This is a genomic window from Algoriphagus lutimaris (assembly GCF_017051705.1).
GTDB classification, from domain to species: domain Bacteria; phylum Bacteroidota; class Bacteroidia; order Cytophagales; family Cyclobacteriaceae; genus Algoriphagus; species Algoriphagus lutimaris.
Window position 1 is genome coordinate 329,808 of sequence record NZ_JAFIDJ010000002.1, and the last position, 22,863, is coordinate 352,670.

Below are 22,863 nucleotides of genomic sequence, written 5' to 3' on the forward strand. Positions count from 1 at the left end.
CAAAATTCGAAATTCACATATTACCAAGTTCTACTTCCTCCAGGTCTTCTGCGCTCCCAAGGGTTATTTGAAGGTTCTGGTTGTTTGAAATTACCAATGATATAAGTAAAGGTTAACATCCCATATCTCGTCAAAACATTTGTGAAAACATCGGTCACCGAAACGTCGGAAATAGTTCTTTGGATGCTATTGTTCTGGTTGAGCAAGTCAAAGATCATTACTTTCAACTCAGCTTTATTATTCTTAGCAAATCTATATCCGCCTTCAATATTCCAAAGCCAAAACGATTGATCAAATCCTTCGGACAAGCCACTGTATAAGCTATGATTGATATTATTTCCAATAAATAACTTTCCTCCATTTGGAGAATAATACAATCTCAGATTGGACTCCTGTACGTAGAAATTATTATCCTGCGTAGTTTGAAGACTGGAATTGACAATATTATAATTACCTGTCGTACTCAAGGTGAAATCTACATTCTCACTGATGTTTGAGGTAAAGGTAATCCCTTGCCTTAAAGACAGGTTATCATTGAGATTTCTTTCCCCATTGATCAACCCAGGAATTCTATTGAAATTCACCCGGGTATTCATATTAAACTGAGTCTTGATCCCTTTTATTGGAGTTCCGTAAGTGAAGAAGAAGGTGGTTCTAAAGTTGCCGTCCAAGTTGATGGGCTGGGTAATTTGCCCTCCAGGTCTCAACAAAATCTCTCCATTGATCAAAGTGTCTTGCGCTGTCAAAAAGGTGCTTGAACCTATGTAATTCTTCGTGCCTGAGTAATTAAAAAACATAAACATGGTGTGGTTCTTCTCCATATTTATTTTGCTCATGTTGAGGAATATATTGTGATTATAGCTTTGCCCCAGATTTGGATTCCCAACACTCAAGTTCAATGGATTTTGATTATTTACTACATTTTGAAGCTGAGACACATTTGGTTCATCGGTATTGGTTCTATACCTCATCCGGTAAGAAATTCCAGTCTCTCTATTTCTATAGCTCAAACTTGCCCCCGGCAAAATATTATTGAAGCTTCTATTGAACACTCCTGGCTCTGGAAAAAAAGCCTCATTATCTAATTTCGCATTTTGATAATCTAGGTTGAAGTTCAAGTTTAACCCATTGTTATTGTAGGCATAGCCTGAACGTACTCGTTGGGTTATAAACTTGTTATCAAACTCATTACTCAAGGCAGTATCCAAGAGATAAATCCCTTGTTCTGCACCCAGCACATATGTCTTTTGATCTGAGTTAGATTTATTATTTCCAACTTGATAACCAATAGTACCTATTGACTTCTCTCCCAAAGGTTCGGTCAACGTCGCATTGACCCTATAGTTAAACCCTTTGGAAAGAGTATAAGTCTCCTGTAATGTCGTATCTAAAACCTCTCTTTTATAATCTATGCTGGCAGCAAGCAAATCGGAAATTTGATCCCGATTGGACCAGGTTGTATTGATATCCGTGGAAAAAGTTCTCCCTTTTTTATCAAATTTATATCGATAGGTAATGTTGTTAGAAATATTGTAAGTCTTATTCTCAGCATTGGTAATGGATCTTAAGGCACTTAAAGAATCTCCTGTACTCGCAGTGGTCAATGCATCCCGGTCACTGTAACTAGTACTGTTTTGAATGGATACATTGGGAGTCACAATAAAGGAATTCTTGTCATTTAAATCGGCTTCCAATCTTCCGCTAAATCGATGATTGTAATTGTCTGTAGTACTGATCAGGTTTTCCTGATAATACTGGGTCAAACTTTCATTGACCACTGTTTCTCGATTGGTGATTTCCTGTAAATTATTTGCTGAGTTATTGAAAAAATAGCTACCTGTAAAATTCACTTTTTGCCCCCATTTATCAGAGTAATTAAGGCCTATAGAATTGGTAGTATTGATGCCACTATTATTTCCTGCATTGAAATTATTATTTCCTCCGCCAAAGCCTCCTCGGCCTCTACCTCTATCTCCTCCTGAACTATTGGCGTTCACTCCGGCCAAATCCTGACTAGAAAAGTTTTGTTGATTGATATTATTCGCCAATCCTAAAATTGAAATTCTTCTGTCCCCACTAAACAAGTTCAAACTTCCTCCTGCAGAATATCGATCGTCCGTTCCATACCCTCCATATACACGTCCGAATTTCCCATTTTTTCGATCTTCTCTTAAAATGATGTTTATCGTTTTGGTATAAGACCCATCATCGAAACCTGTCAATCTACTTTGATCAGATCTTTGGTCCAACACCTCTACTCGGTCAATTGCATCGGCAGGAAGGTTCCTTAAGGCAATATTTGGATCAGAACCGAAAAACTCTCTTCCATCAACCAAAATCTTTTGCACGGTTTCCCCTTGAGCCTGAACTTCGCCATTTTGAATGGTGACCCCTGGTAGTTTTCTAATCAGATCCTCTGCTTGGGCATTTTGTTGTGTTTTAAAGGCTGAAGCATTGAAGGAAGTGGTATCCCCTCTCATTTCCCCAACAGGAGACTGCCCCTCAATCACTACTTCTCCCAACGTCTGGGTATCTTCATTTAACACCAAGATGCCCAAATCAGCTGGTTCACGAAAGCTGTGAGTTTTGGAAATCGTTTCATAACCTATAAATTTTATTTCAATTTTTACTTGAGGAATCATCGGCCTAATCAATTCGAATTTCCCTTGGGCATCTGTTACACCTCCTACTAATAAAGAATCAGTAACTGTCTTAATCAAAACATTGGCTCCATTCATTGGAGTCTTGGTGCTTCCGTCTATGACGGTGCCAGTAAGTTTAATTTGAGGTCTTTGACCCTGAGGCCGTTGCCCATACACATTAAAAACTAGTAGCAGGCAAAAAATCAGTAAAAGGTATTTATACATGTTTCCCATAGTTGCGCAAATATCTGATTCTTTGACCCTAGAAAAATGTCAAAGGTTTAGTGCTCAACTAATGAAAAATTAGAATGGAAAATCGGAAGGATAAATGGCTAAAAAACGATTTAAAAGATGAATTATTTTTTCACCACATCCATTATTTCCGGATAGGATATCCCAAAATGGCTATTATCATATACAGCCTCTCCGTTTTTAATTACAATTACCTGCGGAGATTGATGTGGAATACCAAATTCCTGACTTACTTGATTAGACAACTCTCTGTTTTCGATGATATCCAAATGGTAAGGCATAACATTTTTATGGTCATCCTCTTTCCAATTACGTAGAAGTCGATCTAAAGACATGCTACTTAACGAGCAGCGAGTACTATGCTTAAATATCATTACGGGGACATCCTCACTCAAAACCTTGATATCCTCTAATTGACCTAATTGTGTTAATTTATTCCAATTCATTTTACATCCTTTAATAAAGGGCAATATTTTTGGGGAAGATAAAGTTCCCTGATTAACCAAGGAATTTACAAATGAAATTAAAATCCAAGTTTGATTTAGTCAAATCGTCTATACTATTCGTTTTTGTAATCGCTAGCTTCGCTTCTTGCAAAACTTTTAATCCACATCTGAACCCTCAGCCAGAAATTGCTCCTCCTGCATTTTCCTCAGTCAATGTACCAGTCCAAATCCCTAAGGAAACACTGGATAAACTATTTAATCAGGCCATCCCTCAAGTATTGGTAAATGATGAAGCAATAGGATCCGGAAATTTCGAAGGAAACTTATTGTTGACAAGAAACGGAAAACCTTCCTATACTGCCTTGGACAGTCAGAGAATTCAATTAACGCTTCCCCTAAAACTTCAGGGTGAGATTGGATTAAAAAGGGGTGGTCTAGGTAGTTTTATTCAATCCAAAATCCCATTAGACGAAACCCTTACCCCGGTATTTATTCTGAATCCCTCGATCAACCCGGATTGGAGCATTTCTATAGCTGACTTTGAACTGGTCGACTTAGGAGGAAAATTAGCTTTATCAGTATTTGGAATGGAAGTGGATCTTTCAGGGCTTTTAGAGAGGGAGATCAATCGCTGGGGAGAACAAAACTTAGCCTCTTCCAAATCCCTAGTTAGCTTGAAGACCTTTATTGACCTTGCATGGAATCAAGTGGGAAGGCCTTTTACAATCAATTGGGAAGGAGAAGCATCCGCATTTTCCATTCAACCTGATTCTGTTAAACTTCAAGAATTCTTTGATCAAGAAGATCAACTGAATGTTTGGCTGGGCCTTAACGGAAAAGTAAATTCCCATCCGGTAAATGCAGCTCCAAGCCGTGCATTCCCTCTACCAAAACTAAGCCCAAATCTGGATCCTGAAAACCACCTGGAAATTACCCTGCCATGGGTTCTTGACTATGAAAAAATAAATCAACTTTTGGGAGAAAACCTGAATAATCGTCCAATTCGGGTAGATAAAAAGACCATCCTCACCCCAGATAATATTCTAAGCCAATCCTATGGAGATCTGTTGAAAATAACTATGGATTTCATGGCAGAACAAACCAATGGGAAAAGTTTGGATGGAAAGCTTTACATCGTGGGTAAACCTGCATATGATCCCAAAAATCAGAACCTTTATTTCACGGATATCAATTTTAAAATAGAAAGTGGCAACCTAGGAGCTCAAACGAGTATTGGTCTCAAAAAGAAAAAGATCATCCGAAATATTGAAAAAAGAGCGGTTTTTCCAATTGGAGATTATCTAAATGAAGGCATGTTAAGTATACAGGACAGACTGGCTTTGAAAACAGGAATTGCTGATTTACGAATAGAAGATTTAGAAATAATACCCGAAGATTTTTTCCCTACCAAAAATGGGTTGACAGTGCACATGAAAGCTAGGGGCAAGGTGAATTTTGACTGGAAATAATAAATGGGAAGTACTCAATGCTTCCCATTTATTATTTCTATGATTGTCACTTGATTTTTTTCATCATATCTTTTGCTGACTTCTTAATGTCCTCATCCAAGAAATGTTTGGAAATATGATCGATTTTAGATTTCAGGTTTTTACCTAACTTCATTGATGAAACTGATCGCATGGCGAATTTTACTACTGAGGGGTTATTATCCTCTAAAGATTTCGACAATATTGCCTCTGCCACTTCTGGAGGCCTTTTTTGAGCTCCAAAAGCCGCGGCAATTCGAATGGTAGAAGATCCTTTTTCAGCTGCATTTTTCAGGATATCTCCCACTCTATCATCATCAATATATCCTACCAAATAGGCTGCCTTCATTGATAGATTCTCATCGGAGCCTTCTATCAAATCCGAAAGTAAGGGCAATGCATCTTTCCCAAACTTTTTTGCACCTGCAGGGTAATCCAACTCATCCTGTCTAAGGAAATTCAATAATTCTTCAGGATCGAAGCCTTTAGAGGCTGCTTTTTTTCTTGATTGTGCCATAAGTTCTAAAAATTTTGGGTTAAAGATTTGTACTAAGTCCACTTGATCTCATGGTACTGGATTCCCCAGATGTCAAGTTTGGTGGTGGATTGGTAATATTGAAGGTTCCATTACCAGTCATCAACCGATCGTTATTGTTCACATGGCTAAGTCCTAAAACATGCCCAAATTCATGGCCCAAAGTCCACCTACTTGCGGTCCTTACTACCACACAGCCTGGCCTTCCTGATGGAAATGCTGCACATCCATTGTATCCAGGCACGGTACTATTTACAAAATATACGACAACGTCATTGACACCAACGAAATTCCTGTTCCCAAATAAGGTGGTCTGTTCTGCTGTAACCGATCCCATCGTACAACCGCCTACGTCAACATCATTAAGAGTAGGCAGATTAAGTGTTTCCGTGGTCGCGCAATCTACCCGAATTCCTGCTACCGCAAAAACTTCCTGCATGGCGGCAAACTGTTCATTAATTGTAAACCTTGTGGGGGTCGTCAAAATTTTCACATGAACTCTTATTCGCTCACGTAAAACTCTCACCCCTGCAGTTGATGACCAATAAATACTTCCATGCTGGAAATGCGAAATCCTTCCGGCACCTCCAAAAACCACCAATTCATCAGAGGTGGGATAGCCTAAAAAACTTCTTTCCCATCCCAAGGAAGCCCAATGTGCACGGATTGCACCATGAACCTCATGTGCTCCTGTACTTGGCGTCCAATATATGCTTCCGCCTTGAAAATGATTAAAGCGACCTACTCCATCTGGACAGGTAGTTTCATTGGTTAAGGGATATTTAAGGAAACTTCTTTCCCAACCCAAACTTGCGTATTTGCTCCGAATGGCTCCATGCACTTCCCATGCTCCTGAAGCTGGAGACCAATAAATACTGCCTCCTTGAAAATGATTAAACCGGCCGATTCCATCGGGAGTTTTTGTTTCATCCGTTTTTGGATATCCTAGAAAACTTCTTTCCCATCCCAATGACTTCCAACGGGCTCTGATTAATCCATGTACTTCATGAGCCCCTGTATTGGGATGATAATAAATGGATCCATTGACATAATGCTGGAATGAACCTACTCCATCAGGACATTTCAAAATCCCAGTGGTGGATGTTCCCAACCATCCTCCCGATCCTCCCAATGACCAATATTTTGTGGTAATGGGATGCACTGGAATGGCCTGTAAATTTTTTAGCTTTTCTATGAGCTCGCTTTGTACCAGTAATTGAGGGTCTATTTTAAATTTTGACATTGGTATTTAGTTGAAAAATGAGACAAAAAAACCTTCTTTAATATAATTATATTAAATTGATTTGTAATAGGTTAAATGATATTTTTTATTCAATTACTGATAAAGAATAATCAAACTATAAATTAGGTTTCAATTATTTTTTCAACTGTCCCCAGTTATTTATGCCTTTTTTGCAGGCAAGTTTTAAGAGTTTTAAAAATAAATTAGCAGTTAAAAAAGCATCTCCACCAGCCGTATGTCGATCATCTGTTTCGATTTTGAACCGTTGGCACAAGGAGTCTAGCGTGTAATCCTGAAAATTAATTCTACTCGGATCCACCATTAACCCATGGTCTAATCGAATTGCTAAATCTTTGGTATCAATACTTGGGTTAGGAAAATCAACCAATCCAAAAGGTCTAAGCGCTTTTTTCAACATCGCCAGATCAAAACCGATGGAATGCCCTATAATCACATGGTTCCCCAGATAAGGTAACATTTGAGTGGCGAATGATTCCAAGGATAACTCCTCTTCATTTTTTAGAAGTCCATGCACAGTTATAGCTTCTTTTCCTGTTTTGGATGAAGCCAAATACCATTCTACTGCAGTGGAAATAAGGATTTTTTGCTCTTGTATTTTCACAGCCCCAAAGGATAAAATATGGTCTTTAAAAAGATCGAGGCCAGTGGTTTCCGTATCCAAAACCACAAATGTCAGTTCATCGAATTGCCGGATATCGGGAATATCACTTTTAAACTCCTTTAAAAAATCTTTAACAAAGGACTTTGGAGAAATCTTTTTCCTGAACAACGACCAACTCATTTCGAAAAGTAATCTAATTGAAACCTAACTTTCACTAATTCTTGAAGTTCCAAAAGTGGAGAAAAGGTATTCTTCAATAGTTGCTTATAAAGTTTTCCAAGGCTCTCAGGGTCAATAAATCTTCCGCTATTCCCATGATGGAGTCCCTCTAATGCCCTCATACGCATGAGTATCTCATAGGCCTTTCCAGCTTGGGTATACAATTCTTCATTAACAGGCTCTAATTCAGCAAGCTTTTCAAATCGTTTAAAAGTATTGTTGATTCCTACTACTCCATGACTTAAGATCAACAATCTCGCCAGATCAGCCAAAGGCATCATCGCTCTGGCTTTAATATCAAATTGATCTCTATGTTCTCCAGATCTCTCTACCATAAACCCTCTGAAAAAACCTAATGGAGCGGGCTTCCTATATGCGTTATTGGCCAGAAAATTTAGAAAAAAATGCTTCTTTCTAACTTCTTCATAAATATGATCAGTCAATTGATCTGCCAGAAAATTAGTCCCCCCAATGGCCCTGAAATCAAAAAATATGGTAGAATTTAACAATGCTTCTTCCGTAGGCCTCAGAATCCACTCAGAGAAGTATTCTTTCCAAGTACTAATCGGCTGAACCCATTTGGAATTACTTGCCATAATATTACCGGGACATGGGGATATTCCACAATGAATTAATACTTCCACCATTTCAGTCCCTATTTTCAGGAAATATTCTGCTGCCTGGTCATAAAGTTCCTGAGGGACATCCTCATATATGATCGCATTATCCTGATCTGTCCGTAATAACTGCTCTTCTCTTCCTTCACTCCCCAGAGACAAAAAACAGAATTTGATCCCTTCCATTTCAGGGTATTCCCTTCTATATTTCGTAAGTGCAATAATTCTTGCCTGACTGATGATTACATCATTTATTTCAGTCATGACGGATGCCACGAAATCCATTGCCACTTCATTTTCTAAATAATATCGAAGCATTTGCTCGGCTCGAAGTCGAATACTTTTCATCTCTTCTAGATCCATGGTATTTAGAAGGGCATGAATCAGAATTGCTGGACTATTTCCCATGGACAATAGCACATCATGATCTGAAATAATTCCAGTAACCGGACTTTGAGAGGTCCCATCTTTTGTTAACACCAAGTGATGAAGTCTATTCTTGATCATGCACAAATAGAGGTCTGAAAAGGAAGCATCACTTTTGCGAACAATCAATTCTTTAGTCATAATCTCAGAAACGGATGCGCCCAATGGCAAACCTGCTGCAACCACTTTTTTTCTCAGGTCCTTGTCAGTAATGATTCCTAGGGGATGTTTTTGTTCATTCACCACCACGATACTGCTCACTTCTTCAAAACTCATTTGTTCGGCAGCCTCTTGAATGGAAAGATCTTTAAAACCTGTTAACACGTTTTCAGAAATCTTAATGACAGAAGGGTCTGAAAAAATCAACAAGGAATGGTCATTCGACTCATTTTTAAAAACACCCCTTGCTTTTTGCCCTTGCGACAAATCCTGACGGACGACCACTTGACCACTCGCAAATCCTGCTGCAAAATAGAGTGCGACTTTACTATTCTGCTCGAGAATTAACTCAAAGATGGATACCGGGACAAAGTAAACAATCGTTTCTTCGGCCACAATTGCATTCAACACATAAGGACGCTTACCCAAAAGAGCCAACACTCCAAACACATCACCTTGGTCACAATATTCTTTAACCAGTTCTCCAGAGGCCTGATTCTCTGTCAGTTTGACAGACCCTTCCCGAACAATAAAAAAATGGGATTGAGCTGGTTCACCTTGGGAAAATAAACGCTCCCCCTCCTCAAAATACTTGATAGAAACCTGTTGCGCTACATTCTCTAAATCATCTTTACTCAAAAAATTAAAAGGAGGATAAGTTTTTAAGAACTCTGCTACCCGATTGACAATTACATTAGACATGCTTTGAAAATTGAATTTCGAATAAATTGGCCATGGACGAGTGTCAAACTGACAAACAATCGAATATGGAATAAAAATTGGTAAATAAAATTAAACCTTAACTAGGATGAACCTGTTCAAGCAAATTTTTAGACCCCTACGAAGTATTGTTTGGGCTTTGATCGTTGCCTTTATGGTCGGGGTTCATAATTTTTATAAACAAGAAATGGATTCTCCAAACTCCATTATTTCTCAAATTGAAATATACGCTGAGGAAGGAGATTCTTCGCCAAAGGATTAAAAAAAGAGCCATCGTTTCCCATGGCTCAGTCTCATTATTTCCTTCCTTCGATAATCTTAGTAACTACCTCCGGATCAAGAAGCGTACTGGTATCTCCCATATTGTCCAGACTATTTTCAGCTACCTTTCTTAAGATCCTTCTCATGATTTTGCCTGATCTTGTTTTCGGTAATCCAGGGACTATTTGGATCTTATCTGGCTTGGCAATCGGTCCTATGATTTTGGATACCATTTCTTTGATTTCATTTACCAAGTTATCCTCTGTACGATTCGTCATGTCACAAATGACATACGCATAAATCCCCTGCCCTTTGACATCGTGAGGATAGCCCACGACAGCAGACTCGATTACTTTTGGGTGTTCGTTGATCGCATTTTCTACTTCAGCAGTTCCCATTCTATGGCCAGAGACATTGATCACATCATCTACACGTCCCAGGATTCTATAATACCCATCATGATCCCTCTTTACTCCATCTCCTGTAAAATACATGCCTTTATAGGTAGAGAAATACGTTTGCTTACACCGATCATGATCACCATAGGTAGTTCTAATCATAGATGGCCAAGGAAATTTGATACAAAGGTTACCTTCTACAGAATTTCCTTTTAATTCATTTCCTTCCGGATCCACGATACAAAGCTGCACTCCTGGCAAAGGCAATGTTGCATATGCAGGTTTAGTAGGTGTAATACCCGCTATTGGAGAAACCATAATTCCTCCTGTTTCGGTTTGCCACCAAGTATCTACTATTGGGCATCTATTTTGCCCAATATGAGTATGGTACCAATGCCAAGCTTCTTCATTGATAGGTTCTCCCACAGAACCCAAAACTTTCAAGGAACTTAGGTCATATCCTTGAATAACATCAGTCCCATAAGCTTGTAAAGCTCTAATTGCTGTAGGTGCCGTATAGAATTGATTTACTTTATATTTTTCAACGATCGCCCAGAACCTTCCAGCATCTGGGTAAGTAGGAACTCCTTCAAACATCAAGGTAGTGGCCCCTGCCAATAAAGGCCCATAAACAATGTAAGAGTGACCAGTAATCCATCCCACATCCGCAGTACACCAATAAATATCTCCGGAGGAATATTGGAATACATTCTCAAAGGAATATTTAGTATACACCATGTACCCACCAGTAGTGTGCACCACACCTTTAGGCTTGCCTGTAGAACCAGAAGTATAGAGAATAAACAACATATCTTCGCTGTCCATTTCCTCGGCCACACATTCAGTTGATTCATCCGCGATCACATCATGCCACCAGAAGTCTCTTCCTTCTTTCATCGTCACCTCCTGCTTAGTGCGTTGGTATACGATGACTGTTTCTACCGAACTTTTCTCCAAAGCTTGGTCTACTATTGCTTTCACAGCAATTTTTTTACTACCTCTGAAGTTTCCATCTGAAGTCAAAATTGCTTTTGCTTCACAATCGTTTACACGGTCTGCCAAAGCAGTGCTTGAAAATCCTGCAAATACAACTGAGTGGATCGCCCCGATTCTGGCACAAGCAAGCATGGCTACGGCCGCTTCTGGAACCATAGGCATATAAATAATCACCTTATCGCCTTTCCCAATCCCCTTGCTCTTTAAGGCATTTGCAAAACGGCAAACTTCCTGATATAGCTCTTTATAAGTAAGGGTTCTACCTTGCTCATTTGGATCACTTGGCTCCCAAATAATCGCCGGTCGATCACCAATTGTAAATAAATACCGTTCAAAAATATTTTCTGTAATATTCAGCTTACCATTGATAAACCACTTTACATCTGGTTCATCAAAATTCCACTTCAACACTCGGTCCCACCTCTTTCTCCAATAAAAAGAATCAGCAATCCTTGCCCAAAATTCTTCAGGTTGGGTGACACTTTTTTGGTACTCGTGTAAATATCCACTTAGGGTATGTATTCTATCACTCATGATATTATTGGGTTATCGAAATCTTTATTAATTGATTCTTCTAAGTTACGATTAATGATCAACAGCCTTGCCTGCACCTCTAGGAATTCTTATTTCCTGGATCATATCCTGGACTGATTGAGGTGGAGCCGGCGTAAATTGGGACACAACGATGCAAACCAAAAAGTTGATAAACATTCCGATGGATCCTATCCCTTCAGGAGAGACTCCAAACCACCAATGATCTGCTGTGTTTAATTCAGGCGAAATGAATTTAAAGTAAATGATATAGGCCAGCGTAAATACTAAGCCAGAAACCATTCCGGCAATTGCACCCTCTTTATTGATCCTTGAGGAAAATATCCCCATGATAATCACTGGGAAGAAAGAAGCTGCAGCCAAGCCAAATGCAAAAGCAACCACTTGTGCTACGAAACCTGGAGGATTCACCCCAAAATAACCTGCCAACAGGACCGCACCTGCTGCTGCAATCCTTGCAATTCTCAATTCCTTTTTCTCTGAAATCTCCGGCTTAAAGGTTTTGAACAGATCCCTCGATACTGAGGTAGATATTACTAGTAGCAACCCTGCTGCCGTCGACAAAGCAGCGGCCATGGCTCCAGCAGCCACGAGGCCTACTACCCAATTGGGAAGCTCAGCGATCTCAGGACTAGCCAATACCATTATATCTCTATCAATACTTAATTCATTGGTTTCTGGGTCTGCAACGTATTGAATTTTCCCATCTCCATTTTTATCATCTACAGCAATTAAATTCGTTTTTTGCCAATTCGACACCCATACAGGGAGACTGGAAATCTCTTTCTCTGAAGTACTGTTGATGGCATTATAGATTCCAAAGGCGGCAATTGCGGGAGCTGTTGTATATAATATGGCAATGAATACCAATGCATAGCCTGCAGAAAGCCTTGCATCTTTTACTTTAGGTACGGTAAAGAAACGAACAATGACATGTGGCAATCCAGCTGTACCTACCATCAGGGCCAAGGTAATCATAAAAATATCCGTCATCCCTTTTCTACCTGCCGTATACTCTGCAAAGCCAAGCTCTCCCAACACGCCATCAAGTTTATCCAAAAGTGGCGTCCCATCCGCCAACTCTCCACCTAACCCCAACTGAGGAACGGGGTTACCAGTCAATTGCATGGAAACAAAAATCGCTGGAACCATGTAAGCAAATATTAATACACAGTACTGGGCCACTTGGGTGTAAGTAATTCCTTTCATTCCCCCCAACACCGCATAGAAAAACACGATGCACATTCCAATCACCACTCCCCACTCAATAGGTACTTCCAAGTACCTTGAAAACACGATTCCTACCCCTCGCATTTGACCAGCTACGTATGTAAAAGAGATGAAAAGTGCACATATGACCGCTACTACTTTGGCAGTATTCGAATAGTAACGATCCCCAACAAAATCGGGAACAGTAAATTTCCCGAATTTCCTAAGGTAAGGAGCTAACAACAAGGCCAGTAATACATAGCCTCCTGTCCATCCCATCAGATAAACGGAACCATCATAACCCGCAAAAGAGATAATCCCTGCCATGGAAATAAATGAGGCGGCAGACATCCAATCTGCTGCAGTGGCCATCCCATTCGCCAAAGGTGAAACTCCACCTCCAGCTACATAAAATTCTTTGGTAGAACCTGCTCTTGACCAAATCGCTATGCCAATGTATAATGAGAATGAAAGTCCAACAAGTATATATGTCCAGGTTAAAATATCCATGTAATGAAAAGGTTTTGGTGATTGGGTTTATTCCTCGTTGACGTCAAATTCTTTGTCCAGCTTATTCATTCGATAAACATAGACGAAAATCAATACAACAAATGCATAAATAGAACCCTGTTGGGCAAACCAAAATCCTAATTTATACCCTCCTAAACGAATCGCATTCAATTCCTCTACCCAAAGAATCCCAAAACCAAAGGAGACTAAAAACCAGATGAGCAATAAAAAAAATAATGTTTTCAGGTTCTTTCTCCAGTAGGCTTTCATTTTGCCAGAATCCTTGGCCATAATCGTGCGGGTTTATTATTGGGAATCAGTTTTAAAAGTAAGCGTAGATTCTCACGAAATGCAACCCATTCATCATTAATTAATGAAAAATTAAGGTTTAAAACTCCCTTCACCTCCTATTATTCTGAATAAAAGCGAAAACTCCAATAATCTTATGGGGCCTTGATAGGTCTAAAATTTATGGCATCAAAACATATACTCTGATAGGATCGCCAATCCAGCTGCCAAGAAACTAACCAAAAGCTTATTCCAATTAAATTTATGATGTGGGCTACTTTCAAAGAATATGGTAGTAGAAATGTGCAAAAAGCCTCCTGCTACAAGCCCGAATAACATACCTACTCCTTCTCTTTCCAAAAGACCACTTTGAAATAAGTATGCGCTGGAAAACATGCCCAAAGGTGAAGCCAGTGCAAACAAAGTCAATAAGATCAAGGTCCATTTTTTGCTCATTGAACTGGACAATACCGCAGCCAAGGCGAAAGCTGCAGGCCCCTTATGTAAAATCACTCCTGCCAAAACGGTTTTACTGTTGTGCACATGCCCGAAAGCTGCGGAGTCTGCTCCGATCAAACTCCCATGGGAAAGCAGTGTCCCTTCTAAAAATGCATGTACAAACAACCCTATCATCACTGTAAAGATTCCAGCTTTGGTTTCTCCGTGATGGTGGTGAATATGACCATGCTCGATGCCGCTGGACAAAAACTCTAATAATTGCTGAAGTAAAAACCCAATCAATATGTACAGCCCCATTTTCCCACCTTCATAACCACTATGAAATAACTCTGGAAGAATATGTAAAATAGTGATGGAAAAAAGGTATGAGCCAGCAAATACCAATACCAACTTAAAGTATTTATCCCTGAAGTTTGGAGCGATAAAAACCAAAGAACCAGCAATCAATGCAGTTAAAAAAAGAAGAAGAAAATTTAAAACCATAACCTAGTTTGCCCTGTCCTTTGTGGAATTTGGAGGTATAACCGCGGCAAAGGTAATAAAATTCAATAATGTTGCATTTAAATAATGGGAGTCTTCATTAATCACATCCAAGTTTTAATTTTGAATGAAGGATAAATAAGGCTTGATTTCTGGGCTTGCAAACGTCTGATAATCGCCATTGGAATCACTATAAATCAGGAATATTTGGATTTCTTCAAGTTCCTCATCCAATGCGATAGCTTTCTCCGTTCCCATCACCATCAATGCAGTAGCATAGGCATCCGCTGTCATGCAGTCATCTGCTAGCACTGTGGCGCTTAGTAAATTATGTTCTACTGGATAACCCGTTTCTGGATTGATGGTATGAGAAATTTTGATAGAATCTCTCACGTAAAAATTTCTATAGTTACCTGAAGTAGCCATGGCTTTATCCTGCAGGGCAATAATGCTAAAGAGATCAGACGCATTGGCAGATTCCTCCGGTCTATTAACCCCTACTTTCCAAAGTTCTCCACTTTCGTTTACTCCTCGGGCGACTAACTCCCCTCCAATTTCAACCAAATAATTATTAATCCCTTTTTCCCTTAAAAGGTCAGCTACCACATCTACTCCATACCCTTTAGCAATCGAACTAAAGTCTAAATAAATATCATGTAGCGATTTTCTAACCTCTTTGGAATCAAAATCCACTTTTTCAAATCCTACTAACTTGAGGAGGTTTTGGATATCCACACTATCCTTTAACTCTGGACCACTTGGACCGAATCCCCAAATATTCACCAATGGTCCAACTGTTGGATCAAAAGCACCATCGGTTTTTTGGTTAATTTCTTTACTCGCTTGAAGGACTGGCAATAAATAGGGAAGTTCAAATTCCAGTGTGTCTCCTATATTAAATCTACTTAACTCAGATTCTGGGATATAAGTAGACAGACTTTGATTGAAAACGACCAAGATAGAATCTATAGAAGTTTGAAAATCTCTACCCTTTTCATCCAAGTATGTAATGTTATAGGTAGTCCCCATAGTTTTACCAGAAAGCGTTATCTTTCCATTCACGACTACTTCCTCTTTTTCAATTGTATTGGAAGGGTTTTGATTTCTCCAAATGTAAACGAGGATCACCATTGCCAACAGCACCAGTGAATAGATGATATTTTTTCGAGTATTGGGACGCATAGCATTCTTAATTTCGCTGCGAAGTTAAGAGATATTTTTAAGTTTAATTGATTCAGAACCCTTTCAAAAAGCTCCTCGCCAAGACAGGTATTTTTCTATCTTTGTAGGAGTACGGTACAACTATGAGAGAAGATTATCTAACAGGTGACGACGAACATCTAAGTTCTAAAGATAAGGAATATGAAAAAGCATTACGTCCGTTAAGCTTTGAAGATTTCACTGGACAGTTCAAAATCGTTGAAAACTTACGGGTTTTCGTTTTGGCCGCAAAACGTCGAAACGAACCATTGGATCATGTCTTACTTCATGGCCCTCCAGGGTTAGGCAAAACCACCCTGAGTCATATCATTGCCAATGAGCTTCAAGCTGGAATCAAAATCACTTCTGGCCCCGTTTTGGATAAACCTTCCGATTTAGCTGGTTTATTGACGAACCTAGAGGAAGGAGATGTGCTATTCATAGATGAGATACACAGATTAAACCCTATCGTTGAAGAATATTTGTATTCAGCCATGGAGGATTTTAGGATTGATATCATGTTGGACTCTGGGCCCAATGCTAGATCCGTACAAATTTCTCTCAGTCCATTCACTTTGATTGGCGCTACCACTCGGTCAGGACTGTTGACGTCACCTCTTAGAGCCCGATTCGGTATCAATTCCCGTTTGGAATATTATGATGCTAAATTACTTACTGACATTGTCAGTAGGTCCGCAGGCATTTTGCAAACTCCAATAGATGAAATAGCGGCCTATGAAATTGCTAGAAGGAGCCGAGGCACGCCTCGTATTGCAAATATGCTATTGAGAAGAACACGCGATTTTGCAGAAGTAAAAGGAAATGGCACCATTACCTTAGAAATTTCCAAAGTTGCCTTAGATGCTTTGGATGTAGATATGAATGGTCTGGACGAAATGGATAATCGAATCCTGATGACCATCATTGATAAATTCAAAGGTGGGCCAGTAGGACTAAGCACCATCGCCACAGCCTGTGGGGAAGAAGCAGAAACTATCGAGGAAGTATATGAACCCTTCCTGATTCAAGAAGGATATTTAAAAAGAACTTCAAGAGGTAGAATGGCTACCGAAATGGCTTATAAACACCTCAATATAAAGCCTTCCCAGGGACTGGGAGGTTTGTTTGACGGAATTTAAAAAACCGACCGAGAATTTAATTTCGGTCGGTTTTCCTATTTTTTCAAGGGAAGTATTACCTTTTCAAAGAAGCCATGTCAATTACAAATCGATATCTTACATCTCCTGCAATCGTACGCTCATATGCTTCGTTGATCTCATCCATGGCGATCACTTCCACATCAGAAACAATTCCATGCTCAGCACAAAAATCAAGCATTTCTTGGGTTTCCTTGATACCTCCTATTAATGATCCAGCTAGACTTTTTCTACCAAAAATCAATGATGAGGCATGGATAGTTTCTGGAGTAGGTGGTACACCCACTAAAACCATCACACCATTAGTCTTTAATAAATTCAAATAGGTAGCATAATCATGAGAGGCAGACACCGTATCGATGATCAAATCGTAGGTACCCTTTAATTTATTAAGATTCTCGGGATTTGTTGTAAGTTCAAAATGGTGAGCTCCTAACGAGTCTGCATCTTTTGCTTTTTGAGGAGAACGGCTAAGCATTGTTACTTCCGCACCCATTGCTGCAGCAAGCTTTACCGCCATATGACCCAATCCGCCTAAACCAACTACAGCTACCTTATCTCCCTTTTTCACATTCCAGTATCTTAAGGGAGAATAAGTAGTAATCCCTGCGCAAAGTAAAGGCGCAACTCCTTCAATAGGCAACTTATCCGAAACGGAAAGGACAAATTTTTCCGTCACCACAATATGAGTAGAATAGCCTCCATAGGTAATTGTCTTTTTATCCTGGAGGTAAGAGCTATAGGTGCCTGACATTCCATTTTCACAGAACTGCTCTAAATCCTCCTCACAGCTTCCACATTTACCACAGGAATCTACCATACAGCCCACACCCACAGTGTCACCTACTTTGTGTTTGCTGACTTCAGACCCTACTGAAATTACTTTTCCAACAATCTCATGACCTGGAACAATCGGGAATATAGTTCCTCCCCATTCGTTTCTGGCCATGTGAATATCCGAGTGGCAAACACCACAATATAAAATCTCTATTTCTACATCTTTTGGTCCTGGAGTTCTTCTGACAAGGTCAAATGGTGCAAGAGGTTGATCAGCTCTCTTAGCTGCAAATGCTTTTACTTGTTTCATAAAAATTTGGTTAGAGGTTCTAATTTATTTTGATAACAAAAGAATTCTATAGCGAACAATAAAAAAACTTCCTTTTAGACCAAGTTGGCGGATGCTCTTCCAATATAACTATTCGGAAAAATCTAAATCTTTAGCAGCTTCTCTATCTAAATACCAAGTTAAGTCCTCACTTTCAGGTTTTACCAAAGAAGCAGGATATTTTTCATAATCACCTTCCAACATCACTATTTCTTTTACTTTTTGGGCTTTATTAGCCCCTGTTACTAAAAAGGCAACCGCTTTGGCATTGTTTACTACCCTTCCGGTGATAGTTACTCGCTTTTGTCCAGAATCAGGATGAACCGCAACTACACAAGTTTCTTTTGCATCCCACAATTCAATATTGTAAGGAAAAATAGAAATAGTATGTCCATCATCTCCCATACCCAACATGACCAAATCAAACTGAGGAGTTCCATTGACGATCGGCAACTCACTTTCCAACACCTTGCTATACCTAATAGCCTCCTCTTCCGGATCATTTTCTCCTAAAACTCGGAAAATATTCTCCTCTGGCATATCCACTTTTGACAAAAGGTGGTCTACCGTCATTTTATAGTTGCTTTCCGAATCTGTCGGAGGAACGCATCGTTCATCTCCCCAATAAAAATTGATATTATCCCACAAGATGTCTTCTCCTAGCTCTTCTGCGATGTAATCAAATATGACTTTAGGAGTACTACCCCCAGAAAGTGCCACATGGATTTTCTCTCCTGTATCTGACATTTCCTTCAAAACATAGGCAAATTCTTCTGCTAGGCTATCTTTTGAACTTGAAACAATAATATTCATTGATTTTAACTTTTTGTTGAAAAAGGATAGGATAAAATGGTTTTAAAGAATGCAGAAGCCGGTTTCATCTGTTAGGCGCTTTCCTGGATTTCTCCATCCAAAATGCCCCTCAAACATTTCATCTGAATTTCTTGGCCCCCAAGTACCTGCAGCATAGCCATACGTTGGAACATCCTCATTTTCCCAATACTTCAAAATAGGGTCTACAAATCTCCATGCCGCCTCCACTTCATCCGCTCTAGCGTACAAGGTAGCATCTCCTTGCATGGCATCCAGCAATAATCGCTCATAAGCATCCATCACCTGTGCAGAATCCAAGTCAGAATAATAGAAATCTAAATTAGCTTGCTCCACATTGAAACCAAGCCCTGGGATTTTCACTCCAAATTTGATCAAAATACCTTCATCAGGTTGAATTCGAATGATCAATTTATTGTCTTTTTGATAGGCATCATGGCTTTTAAACACCTCATGTGCAGGAGATTTGAAATGAATGACTACCTCCGTCACTTTTGTAGGCATGTATTTGGCAGTTCGCACATAAAAGGGAACATCCTTCCATCTCCAATTATCCACAAAGAATTTGATCGCTGCAAAGGTCTCAGTTTTAGAGTCTGGATCTACACCTTCTTCCTCTCTGTAACCTTTTACCTTCTTTCCATTGATCGTAGAGGCTACATATTGGCCTTTCATGGTATGCGTAGCCAACACCTTCTCATCCGTCATGATCCGAAGAGATTTCAAAGCTTTCACTTTCTCATCACGAATCTCTTCAGCACTTGCATTAATAGGGGGCTCCATGACGATCAAAGACAAGATTTGAAGCAAATGACTTTGGAACATGTCTCTCAATGCCCCGGATTTATCATAGTATCCACCTCTTTTCTCCACCCCAACGGTCTCTGCATTGGTAATCTCTACGTGATGAATGTACCTTCTATTCCAAGTAGGTTCGAAAATTGAATTGGAAAAACGAGTCACTAACAAGTTTTGAACCGTCTCTTTACCCAAATAATGGTCAATTCGGTAAACCTGTTGCTCATTAAAATATTTATGCAAGCCTAAATTTAATTCTTTGGCAGTCTCTAAGCTGTAGCCAAAAGGCTTTTCCACAATAATTCTCTTCCAGCCATTATCTTCTTTTGTCAAGCCTGCTTCACAAAGGTTCTTGGCAATTACTTCATATAAACTTGGAGGGGTAGACAAGTAAAAAATATAATTTCCTTCACATCCTTTTTCCTCATTTAAATGAGCAATCCTATTGGCAAGCATCGAGTAATCTGTATCGTATTCCTTACCCAAATCTTGATAGAATAACTTATCAGCAAACTCTTCAATATAGGAGGCTTCCTCTTTACTAATTTTCTCTTTCAAAAATTTGCTTTCCTGAACTACTTTCTTGCGGAACACTTCATCACTCATGTCACTTCTACTCGCCCCTAACACCACAAAGTTTTCAGGAAGATGCTTGCCCTTGTATAAGTTAAATAAAGCCGGTACTAGCTTTCGAGCTGTTAAATCTCCTGATGCTCCAAAAATAATGAGCATCTGGTTTAATGTTTTTTTCATGCGTAGGTCTGTATTTTCAGCTCTTCAATCCAATTGAAATGCTTTGAATCTTCCAATGTATTTTTTGGTAAACAGGTTCCTCTCTAGGGATAATTCACCAAAAATAATTCCCTTCAGAAGGTTCATGCTTCATTTTTTATAGTTGAATAGGCCAAATTTGAGAAACAGGGTTAATTGATTAAGATAAAAAAGTGAACAATTGCCACTTTAATTTAATTTTGCTCTGCAGTCGCAAAATTAAGGCTTATTTATTTTAATTAACATAACATCTAAAAATGAATGCCTTGATAATTTTAAGTACAATAGAACTAAAAAATGGATTATAAAGACTACGATTTTGGCCTGGTTGGTCTAGGAGTAATGGGTCGAAATTTTATTTTGAATGTTGCTGACAATAATTTCAAAGCATTTGGATATGACTTAGATGGGGAAAAAGTAGAGGCATTAAAAACGGAAGGTGGAGACCTTTCAAAAGTAAGTGCTTCCACGGATATCAATACGTTTGTACAGGCATTAAGCAGCCCAAGAAAAATCATGTTGTTGGTACCTGCCGGTAAAATAGTAGATCAAGCCATTGAAAGTTTACTTCCTTATTTAGATAAAGACGATATCATAATAGATGGAGGAAACTCCTTCTTTACTGATACTGACAGAAGAGAAGCTTATTTGAAGGAAAAAGGAATTCACTTTTTCGGATCTGGGGTTTCTGGAGGTGCTGAAGGTGCCAGAAAAGGACCTAGCATTATGCCTGGCGGAGATAAAGAAGCCTACCAGCATGTCAAACCAATTTTTGAAGCAGTATCTGCAAAATACAAAGGAGAGCCTTGTGTTGCCTACTTAGGCCCTAAATCTGCCGGAAACTATGTGAAAATGGTGCACAATGGGATTGAATACGCCATGATGCAATTGACTTCTGAAATTTATGACCTGTTGAAGAAGTCCAGTGAATTGTCCAATGAGGAACTACATCAAGTTTACTCCAAATGGAATGAAGGCAGACTTCAATCCTTCTTAGTAGAAATTACAGCCGAAATCTTTACTCAAAAAGATGATCTAACCGATGGTGATTTGGTGGATATGATCCTGGATAAAGCCAAGCAAAAAGGAACCGGTAAGTGGACTTCTCAAAATGCGATGGATTTAGGAATACCAGTTCCTACCATAGATATGGCAGTTAGTATGCGCGAAATTTCCGCATTGAAAGATGAAAGAATTGTGGCGGACAATCTGTATAATCGACCAGAAATACCCTCTATTTCTAAAGAGGAATTGATTGAAAAGGCTGAACAAGCGTTGTATTTTGCTTTCATCATCGCTTATGCACAAGGATTACATCAGCTTTCCTATGCATCGAAAGAATATGGTTATGAGTTGGATATGGCTACTATTGCTAGAATCTGGAGAGCGGGATGTATTATACGGGCAGGTTTATTAGCCGACATCGCTGAAGCTTATACTGCTGATAAAGAGGTCCCAAACCTTTTGCTTTCACCTTCTTTTGTTCCAAAAGTACAAGAGACCTTACCTGCAGTGAGAGACATGGTGGCCTTTGCGGCAAAGTCAGGAATACCAGTCCCCGGCCTATCAAGCGCACTTAGCTATTTTGACGCCTATACTTCCAGCAAACTCCCACTTAATTTAATTCAGGCACAAAGAGACCATTTTGGTTCTCATACTTACGAAAGAATTGATAGAGAAGGGATTTTCCACACAGAATGGGGATCTTGAATAGTAGACTATGATCAGTAGTCAGTGATCAGAAGATAAAAAAAGGAAGTAAAAATTTTTACTTCCTTTTTTTATCCGATTTTAAGTTTCAGTTCACCCTGCCGTTTTACTACCTTGAGTTCAAAATGCTGGTTAATAAATCCTTTGCAATGATTTTCCGCCCACTCTGCTCTTGACTCGGTATCAAACAGTAAAGTCATTCGAAGCATAGTTTTTACATATTGCTCATAAATTCCCAGTTCTTGCACATATCCAATTAATGCTGCAGACCAATCTTCTTTAAATTTGTCCAGGTGGGTTCTACCATCGAACAACATTTCCAATTGATTATCCCCATGCTTAAATCGATAGATTCCACTAAGTTGTCTGTAGATTAACCTTACTCGATCTCTTGGGAATTCAAAAGTATCCAAGATCTGCGCATAGGTCTGATCCATCAACCTCAGAGGGTTGTACAAAAGAGTATAGGATCTCTTTAATTCAAATACCATTCGATCGATTAAATCCTCCTCCAACTCTGATTGAGCTTGGCGTAGGATGTAGTTTTTATCTAATGGGAAAAGCTTTTGAATCATTTTGATACTGTTGATCCGCAAAAATAAGAAATATTATTTTTAGTATGGTTTTAAATTATCAAAAGGAATATTGGAAGTTTATGGAGATAAGAAAAAAGATTAGAGATTGGGAGAAAAAGAGATTAAGCGTTTGGGGAAATACAAGATTGTGGATTCCAATAAAAAGACATTATAAGACAAGGAGAGTAAATTGTA

19 protein-coding genes are annotated in these 22,863 nt (G+C 39.2%); 4 read left to right on the forward strand and 15 right to left on the reverse strand.

The window, feature by feature from the left end:
• Positions 1-20 precede the first annotated feature (20 nt).
• Entirely contained in the window at positions 21-2,876 is a 2,856-nt protein-coding gene (locus tag JYB62_RS12275) for an outer membrane beta-barrel protein (protein WP_205645726.1), read from the reverse strand.
• A 122-nt stretch (positions 2,877-2,998) separates the two neighbouring features.
• Complete coding sequence (gene ytxJ / locus JYB62_RS12280; RefSeq protein ID WP_205645727.1) at positions 2,999-3,340, reverse strand: bacillithiol system redox-active protein YtxJ; 342 nt, start codon at positions 3,338-3,340, stop codon at positions 2,999-3,001.
• Positions 3,341-3,411: 71 nt separating this feature from the next.
• On the opposite strand from ytxJ, the gene JYB62_RS12285 reads away from it, so the two are divergent.
• Complete coding sequence (locus JYB62_RS12285) at positions 3,412-4,809, forward strand: DUF4403 family protein (RefSeq protein WP_205645728.1); 1,398 nt, start codon at positions 3,412-3,414, stop codon at positions 4,807-4,809.
• A 46-nt stretch (positions 4,810-4,855) separates the two neighbouring features.
• Here JYB62_RS12285 and JYB62_RS12290 read toward each other — a convergent pair whose 3' ends face one another.
• From JYB62_RS12290 to JYB62_RS12305, 4 genes are all read right to left on the reverse strand, one after another.
• Complete coding sequence (locus tag JYB62_RS12290) at positions 4,856-5,344, reverse strand: HEAT repeat domain-containing protein (RefSeq protein WP_205645729.1); 489 nt, start codon at positions 5,342-5,344, stop codon at positions 4,856-4,858.
• A 19-nt stretch (positions 5,345-5,363) separates the two neighbouring features.
• Positions 5,364-6,605, reverse strand: coding sequence for a hypothetical protein (locus JYB62_RS12295; RefSeq protein WP_205645730.1), 1,242 nt, complete (start codon positions 6,603-6,605; stop codon positions 5,364-5,366).
• A 133-nt stretch (positions 6,606-6,738) separates the two neighbouring features.
• Entirely contained in the window at positions 6,739-7,407 is a 669-nt protein-coding gene (locus JYB62_RS12300) for a 3'-5' exonuclease (protein WP_205645731.1), read from the reverse strand.
• The gene (locus JYB62_RS12305; protein WP_205645732.1) at positions 7,404-9,350 is read right to left on the reverse strand and encodes a DUF294 nucleotidyltransferase-like domain-containing protein; all 1,947 of its coding nucleotides are present in this window, start codon (positions 9,348-9,350) and stop codon (positions 7,404-7,406) included. The genes JYB62_RS12300 and JYB62_RS12305 overlap by 4 nt, the downstream gene beginning before the upstream one ends.
• 106 nt (positions 9,351-9,456) lie before the next feature.
• Between JYB62_RS12305 and JYB62_RS12310 the strand changes: the two genes are divergently transcribed.
• On the forward strand, positions 9,457-9,630 hold the full coding sequence (locus JYB62_RS12310; protein WP_205645733.1) for a hypothetical protein: 174 nt from the start codon (positions 9,457-9,459) through the stop codon (positions 9,628-9,630).
• Between the two features lie 34 nt (positions 9,631-9,664).
• Here JYB62_RS12310 and acs read toward each other — a convergent pair whose 3' ends face one another.
• The 5 genes from acs to JYB62_RS12335 all read right to left on the reverse strand — a co-directional run bounded on the left by acs (position 9,665) and on the right by JYB62_RS12335 (position 15,703).
• On the reverse strand, positions 9,665-11,557 hold the full coding sequence (gene acs, locus JYB62_RS12315) for an acetate--CoA ligase (RefSeq protein WP_205645734.1): 1,893 nt from the start codon (positions 11,555-11,557) through the stop codon (positions 9,665-9,667).
• A gap of 51 nt (positions 11,558-11,608) precedes the next feature.
• Positions 11,609-13,294, reverse strand: coding sequence for a sodium:solute symporter family protein (locus JYB62_RS12320; protein ID WP_205645735.1), 1,686 nt, complete (start codon positions 13,292-13,294; stop codon positions 11,609-11,611).
• 27 nt (positions 13,295-13,321) lie between these two features.
• Positions 13,322-13,585, reverse strand: coding sequence for a DUF4212 domain-containing protein (locus JYB62_RS12325; protein ID WP_205645736.1), 264 nt, complete (start codon positions 13,583-13,585; stop codon positions 13,322-13,324).
• Between the two features lie 186 nt (positions 13,586-13,771).
• A complete protein-coding gene (locus tag JYB62_RS12330; RefSeq protein WP_205645737.1) occupies positions 13,772-14,524 on the reverse strand; it encodes a ZIP family metal transporter in 753 nt (250 codons plus the stop codon).
• 114 nt (positions 14,525-14,638) lie between these two features.
• Complete coding sequence (locus tag JYB62_RS12335; RefSeq protein ID WP_205645738.1) at positions 14,639-15,703, reverse strand: FAD:protein FMN transferase; 1,065 nt, start codon at positions 15,701-15,703, stop codon at positions 14,639-14,641.
• 122 nt (positions 15,704-15,825) lie between these two features.
• Here JYB62_RS12335 and ruvB point away from each other — a divergent pair, with 122 nt between their 5' ends.
• Positions 15,826-16,860 carry a Holliday junction branch migration DNA helicase RuvB gene (gene ruvB / locus JYB62_RS12340; RefSeq protein ID WP_205645739.1) on the forward strand — a complete coding sequence of 345 codons (1,035 nt, stop codon included), beginning with the start codon at positions 15,826-15,828 and terminating at the stop codon, positions 16,858-16,860.
• Positions 16,861-16,915: 55 nt separating this feature from the next.
• On the opposite strand, the gene JYB62_RS12345 is transcribed toward ruvB, so the two are convergent.
• From JYB62_RS12345 to zwf, 3 genes are all read right to left on the reverse strand, one after another.
• Positions 16,916-17,965 (reverse strand): NAD(P)-dependent alcohol dehydrogenase, encoded by a 1,050-nt coding sequence (locus tag JYB62_RS12345; RefSeq protein ID WP_205645740.1) that lies wholly within the window; start codon positions 17,963-17,965, stop codon positions 16,916-16,918.
• A 108-nt stretch (positions 17,966-18,073) separates the two neighbouring features.
• Positions 18,074-18,796, reverse strand: coding sequence for a 6-phosphogluconolactonase (pgl, locus tag JYB62_RS12350; RefSeq protein WP_205645741.1), 723 nt, complete (start codon positions 18,794-18,796; stop codon positions 18,074-18,076).
• 42 nt (positions 18,797-18,838) lie between these two features.
• Positions 18,839-20,365, reverse strand: a complete 1,527-nt coding sequence (zwf, locus tag JYB62_RS12355; protein WP_243431558.1) for a glucose-6-phosphate dehydrogenase — start codon at positions 20,363-20,365, stop codon at positions 18,839-18,841.
• Positions 20,366-20,680: 315 nt separating this feature from the next.
• Here zwf and gndA point away from each other — a divergent pair, with 315 nt between their 5' ends.
• A complete protein-coding gene (gene gndA / locus JYB62_RS12360) occupies positions 20,681-22,093 on the forward strand; it encodes an NADP-dependent phosphogluconate dehydrogenase (protein WP_205645742.1) in 1,413 nt (470 codons plus the stop codon).
• A gap of 71 nt (positions 22,094-22,164) precedes the next feature.
• Here gndA and JYB62_RS12365 read toward each other — a convergent pair whose 3' ends face one another.
• The gene (locus JYB62_RS12365; RefSeq protein WP_205645743.1) at positions 22,165-22,668 is read right to left on the reverse strand and encodes a hypothetical protein; all 504 of its coding nucleotides are present in this window, start codon (positions 22,666-22,668) and stop codon (positions 22,165-22,167) included.
• Between the last annotated feature and the right edge of the window lie 195 nt (positions 22,669-22,863).

Excerpts from the sequence above, each read along its gene's own strand:
- JYB62_RS12275 (WP_205645726.1), bottom strand. The coding sequence starts at position 2,876 with ATGGGAAACATGTATAAATACCTTTTACTGATTTTTTGCCTGCTACTA.
- ytxJ (WP_205645727.1), bottom strand. The coding sequence starts at position 3,340 with ATGAATTGGAATAAATTAACACAATTAGGTCAATTAGAGGATATCAAG.
- JYB62_RS12285 (WP_205645728.1), top strand. The coding sequence starts at position 3,412 with ATGAAATTAAAATCCAAGTTTGATTTAGTCAAATCGTCTATACTATTC.
- JYB62_RS12290 (WP_205645729.1), bottom strand. The coding sequence starts at position 5,344 with ATGGCACAATCAAGAAAAAAAGCAGCCTCTAAAGGCTTCGATCCTGAA.
- JYB62_RS12295 (WP_205645730.1), bottom strand. The coding sequence starts at position 6,605 with ATGTCAAAATTTAAAATAGACCCTCAATTACTGGTACAAAGCGAGCTC.
- JYB62_RS12300 (WP_205645731.1), bottom strand. The coding sequence starts at position 7,407 with ATGAGTTGGTCGTTGTTCAGGAAAAAGATTTCTCCAAAGTCCTTTGTT.
- JYB62_RS12305 (WP_205645732.1), bottom strand. The coding sequence starts at position 9,350 with ATGTCTAATGTAATTGTCAATCGGGTAGCAGAGTTCTTAAAAACTTAT.
- JYB62_RS12310 (WP_205645733.1), top strand. The coding sequence starts at position 9,457 with ATGAACCTGTTCAAGCAAATTTTTAGACCCCTACGAAGTATTGTTTGG.
- acs (WP_205645734.1), bottom strand. The coding sequence starts at position 11,557 with ATGAGTGATAGAATACATACCCTAAGTGGATATTTACACGAGTACCAA.
- JYB62_RS12320 (WP_205645735.1), bottom strand. The coding sequence starts at position 13,294 with ATGGATATTTTAACCTGGACATATATACTTGTTGGACTTTCATTCTCA.
- JYB62_RS12325 (WP_205645736.1), bottom strand. The coding sequence starts at position 13,585 with ATGGCCAAGGATTCTGGCAAAATGAAAGCCTACTGGAGAAAGAACCTG.
- JYB62_RS12330 (WP_205645737.1), bottom strand. The coding sequence starts at position 14,524 with ATGGTTTTAAATTTTCTTCTTCTTTTTTTAACTGCATTGATTGCTGGT.
- JYB62_RS12335 (WP_205645738.1), bottom strand. The coding sequence starts at position 15,703 with ATGCGTCCCAATACTCGAAAAAATATCATCTATTCACTGGTGCTGTTG.
- ruvB (WP_205645739.1), top strand. The coding sequence starts at position 15,826 with ATGAGAGAAGATTATCTAACAGGTGACGACGAACATCTAAGTTCTAAA.
- JYB62_RS12345 (WP_205645740.1), bottom strand. The coding sequence starts at position 17,965 with ATGAAACAAGTAAAAGCATTTGCAGCTAAGAGAGCTGATCAACCTCTT.
- pgl (WP_205645741.1), bottom strand. The coding sequence starts at position 18,796 with ATGAATATTATTGTTTCAAGTTCAAAAGATAGCCTAGCAGAAGAATTT.
- zwf (WP_243431558.1), bottom strand. The coding sequence starts at position 20,365 with ATGAAAAAAACATTAAACCAGATGCTCATTATTTTTGGAGCATCAGGA.
- gndA (WP_205645742.1), top strand. The coding sequence starts at position 20,681 with ATGGATTATAAAGACTACGATTTTGGCCTGGTTGGTCTAGGAGTAATG.
- JYB62_RS12365 (WP_205645743.1), bottom strand. The coding sequence starts at position 22,668 with ATGATTCAAAAGCTTTTCCCATTAGATAAAAACTACATCCTACGCCAA.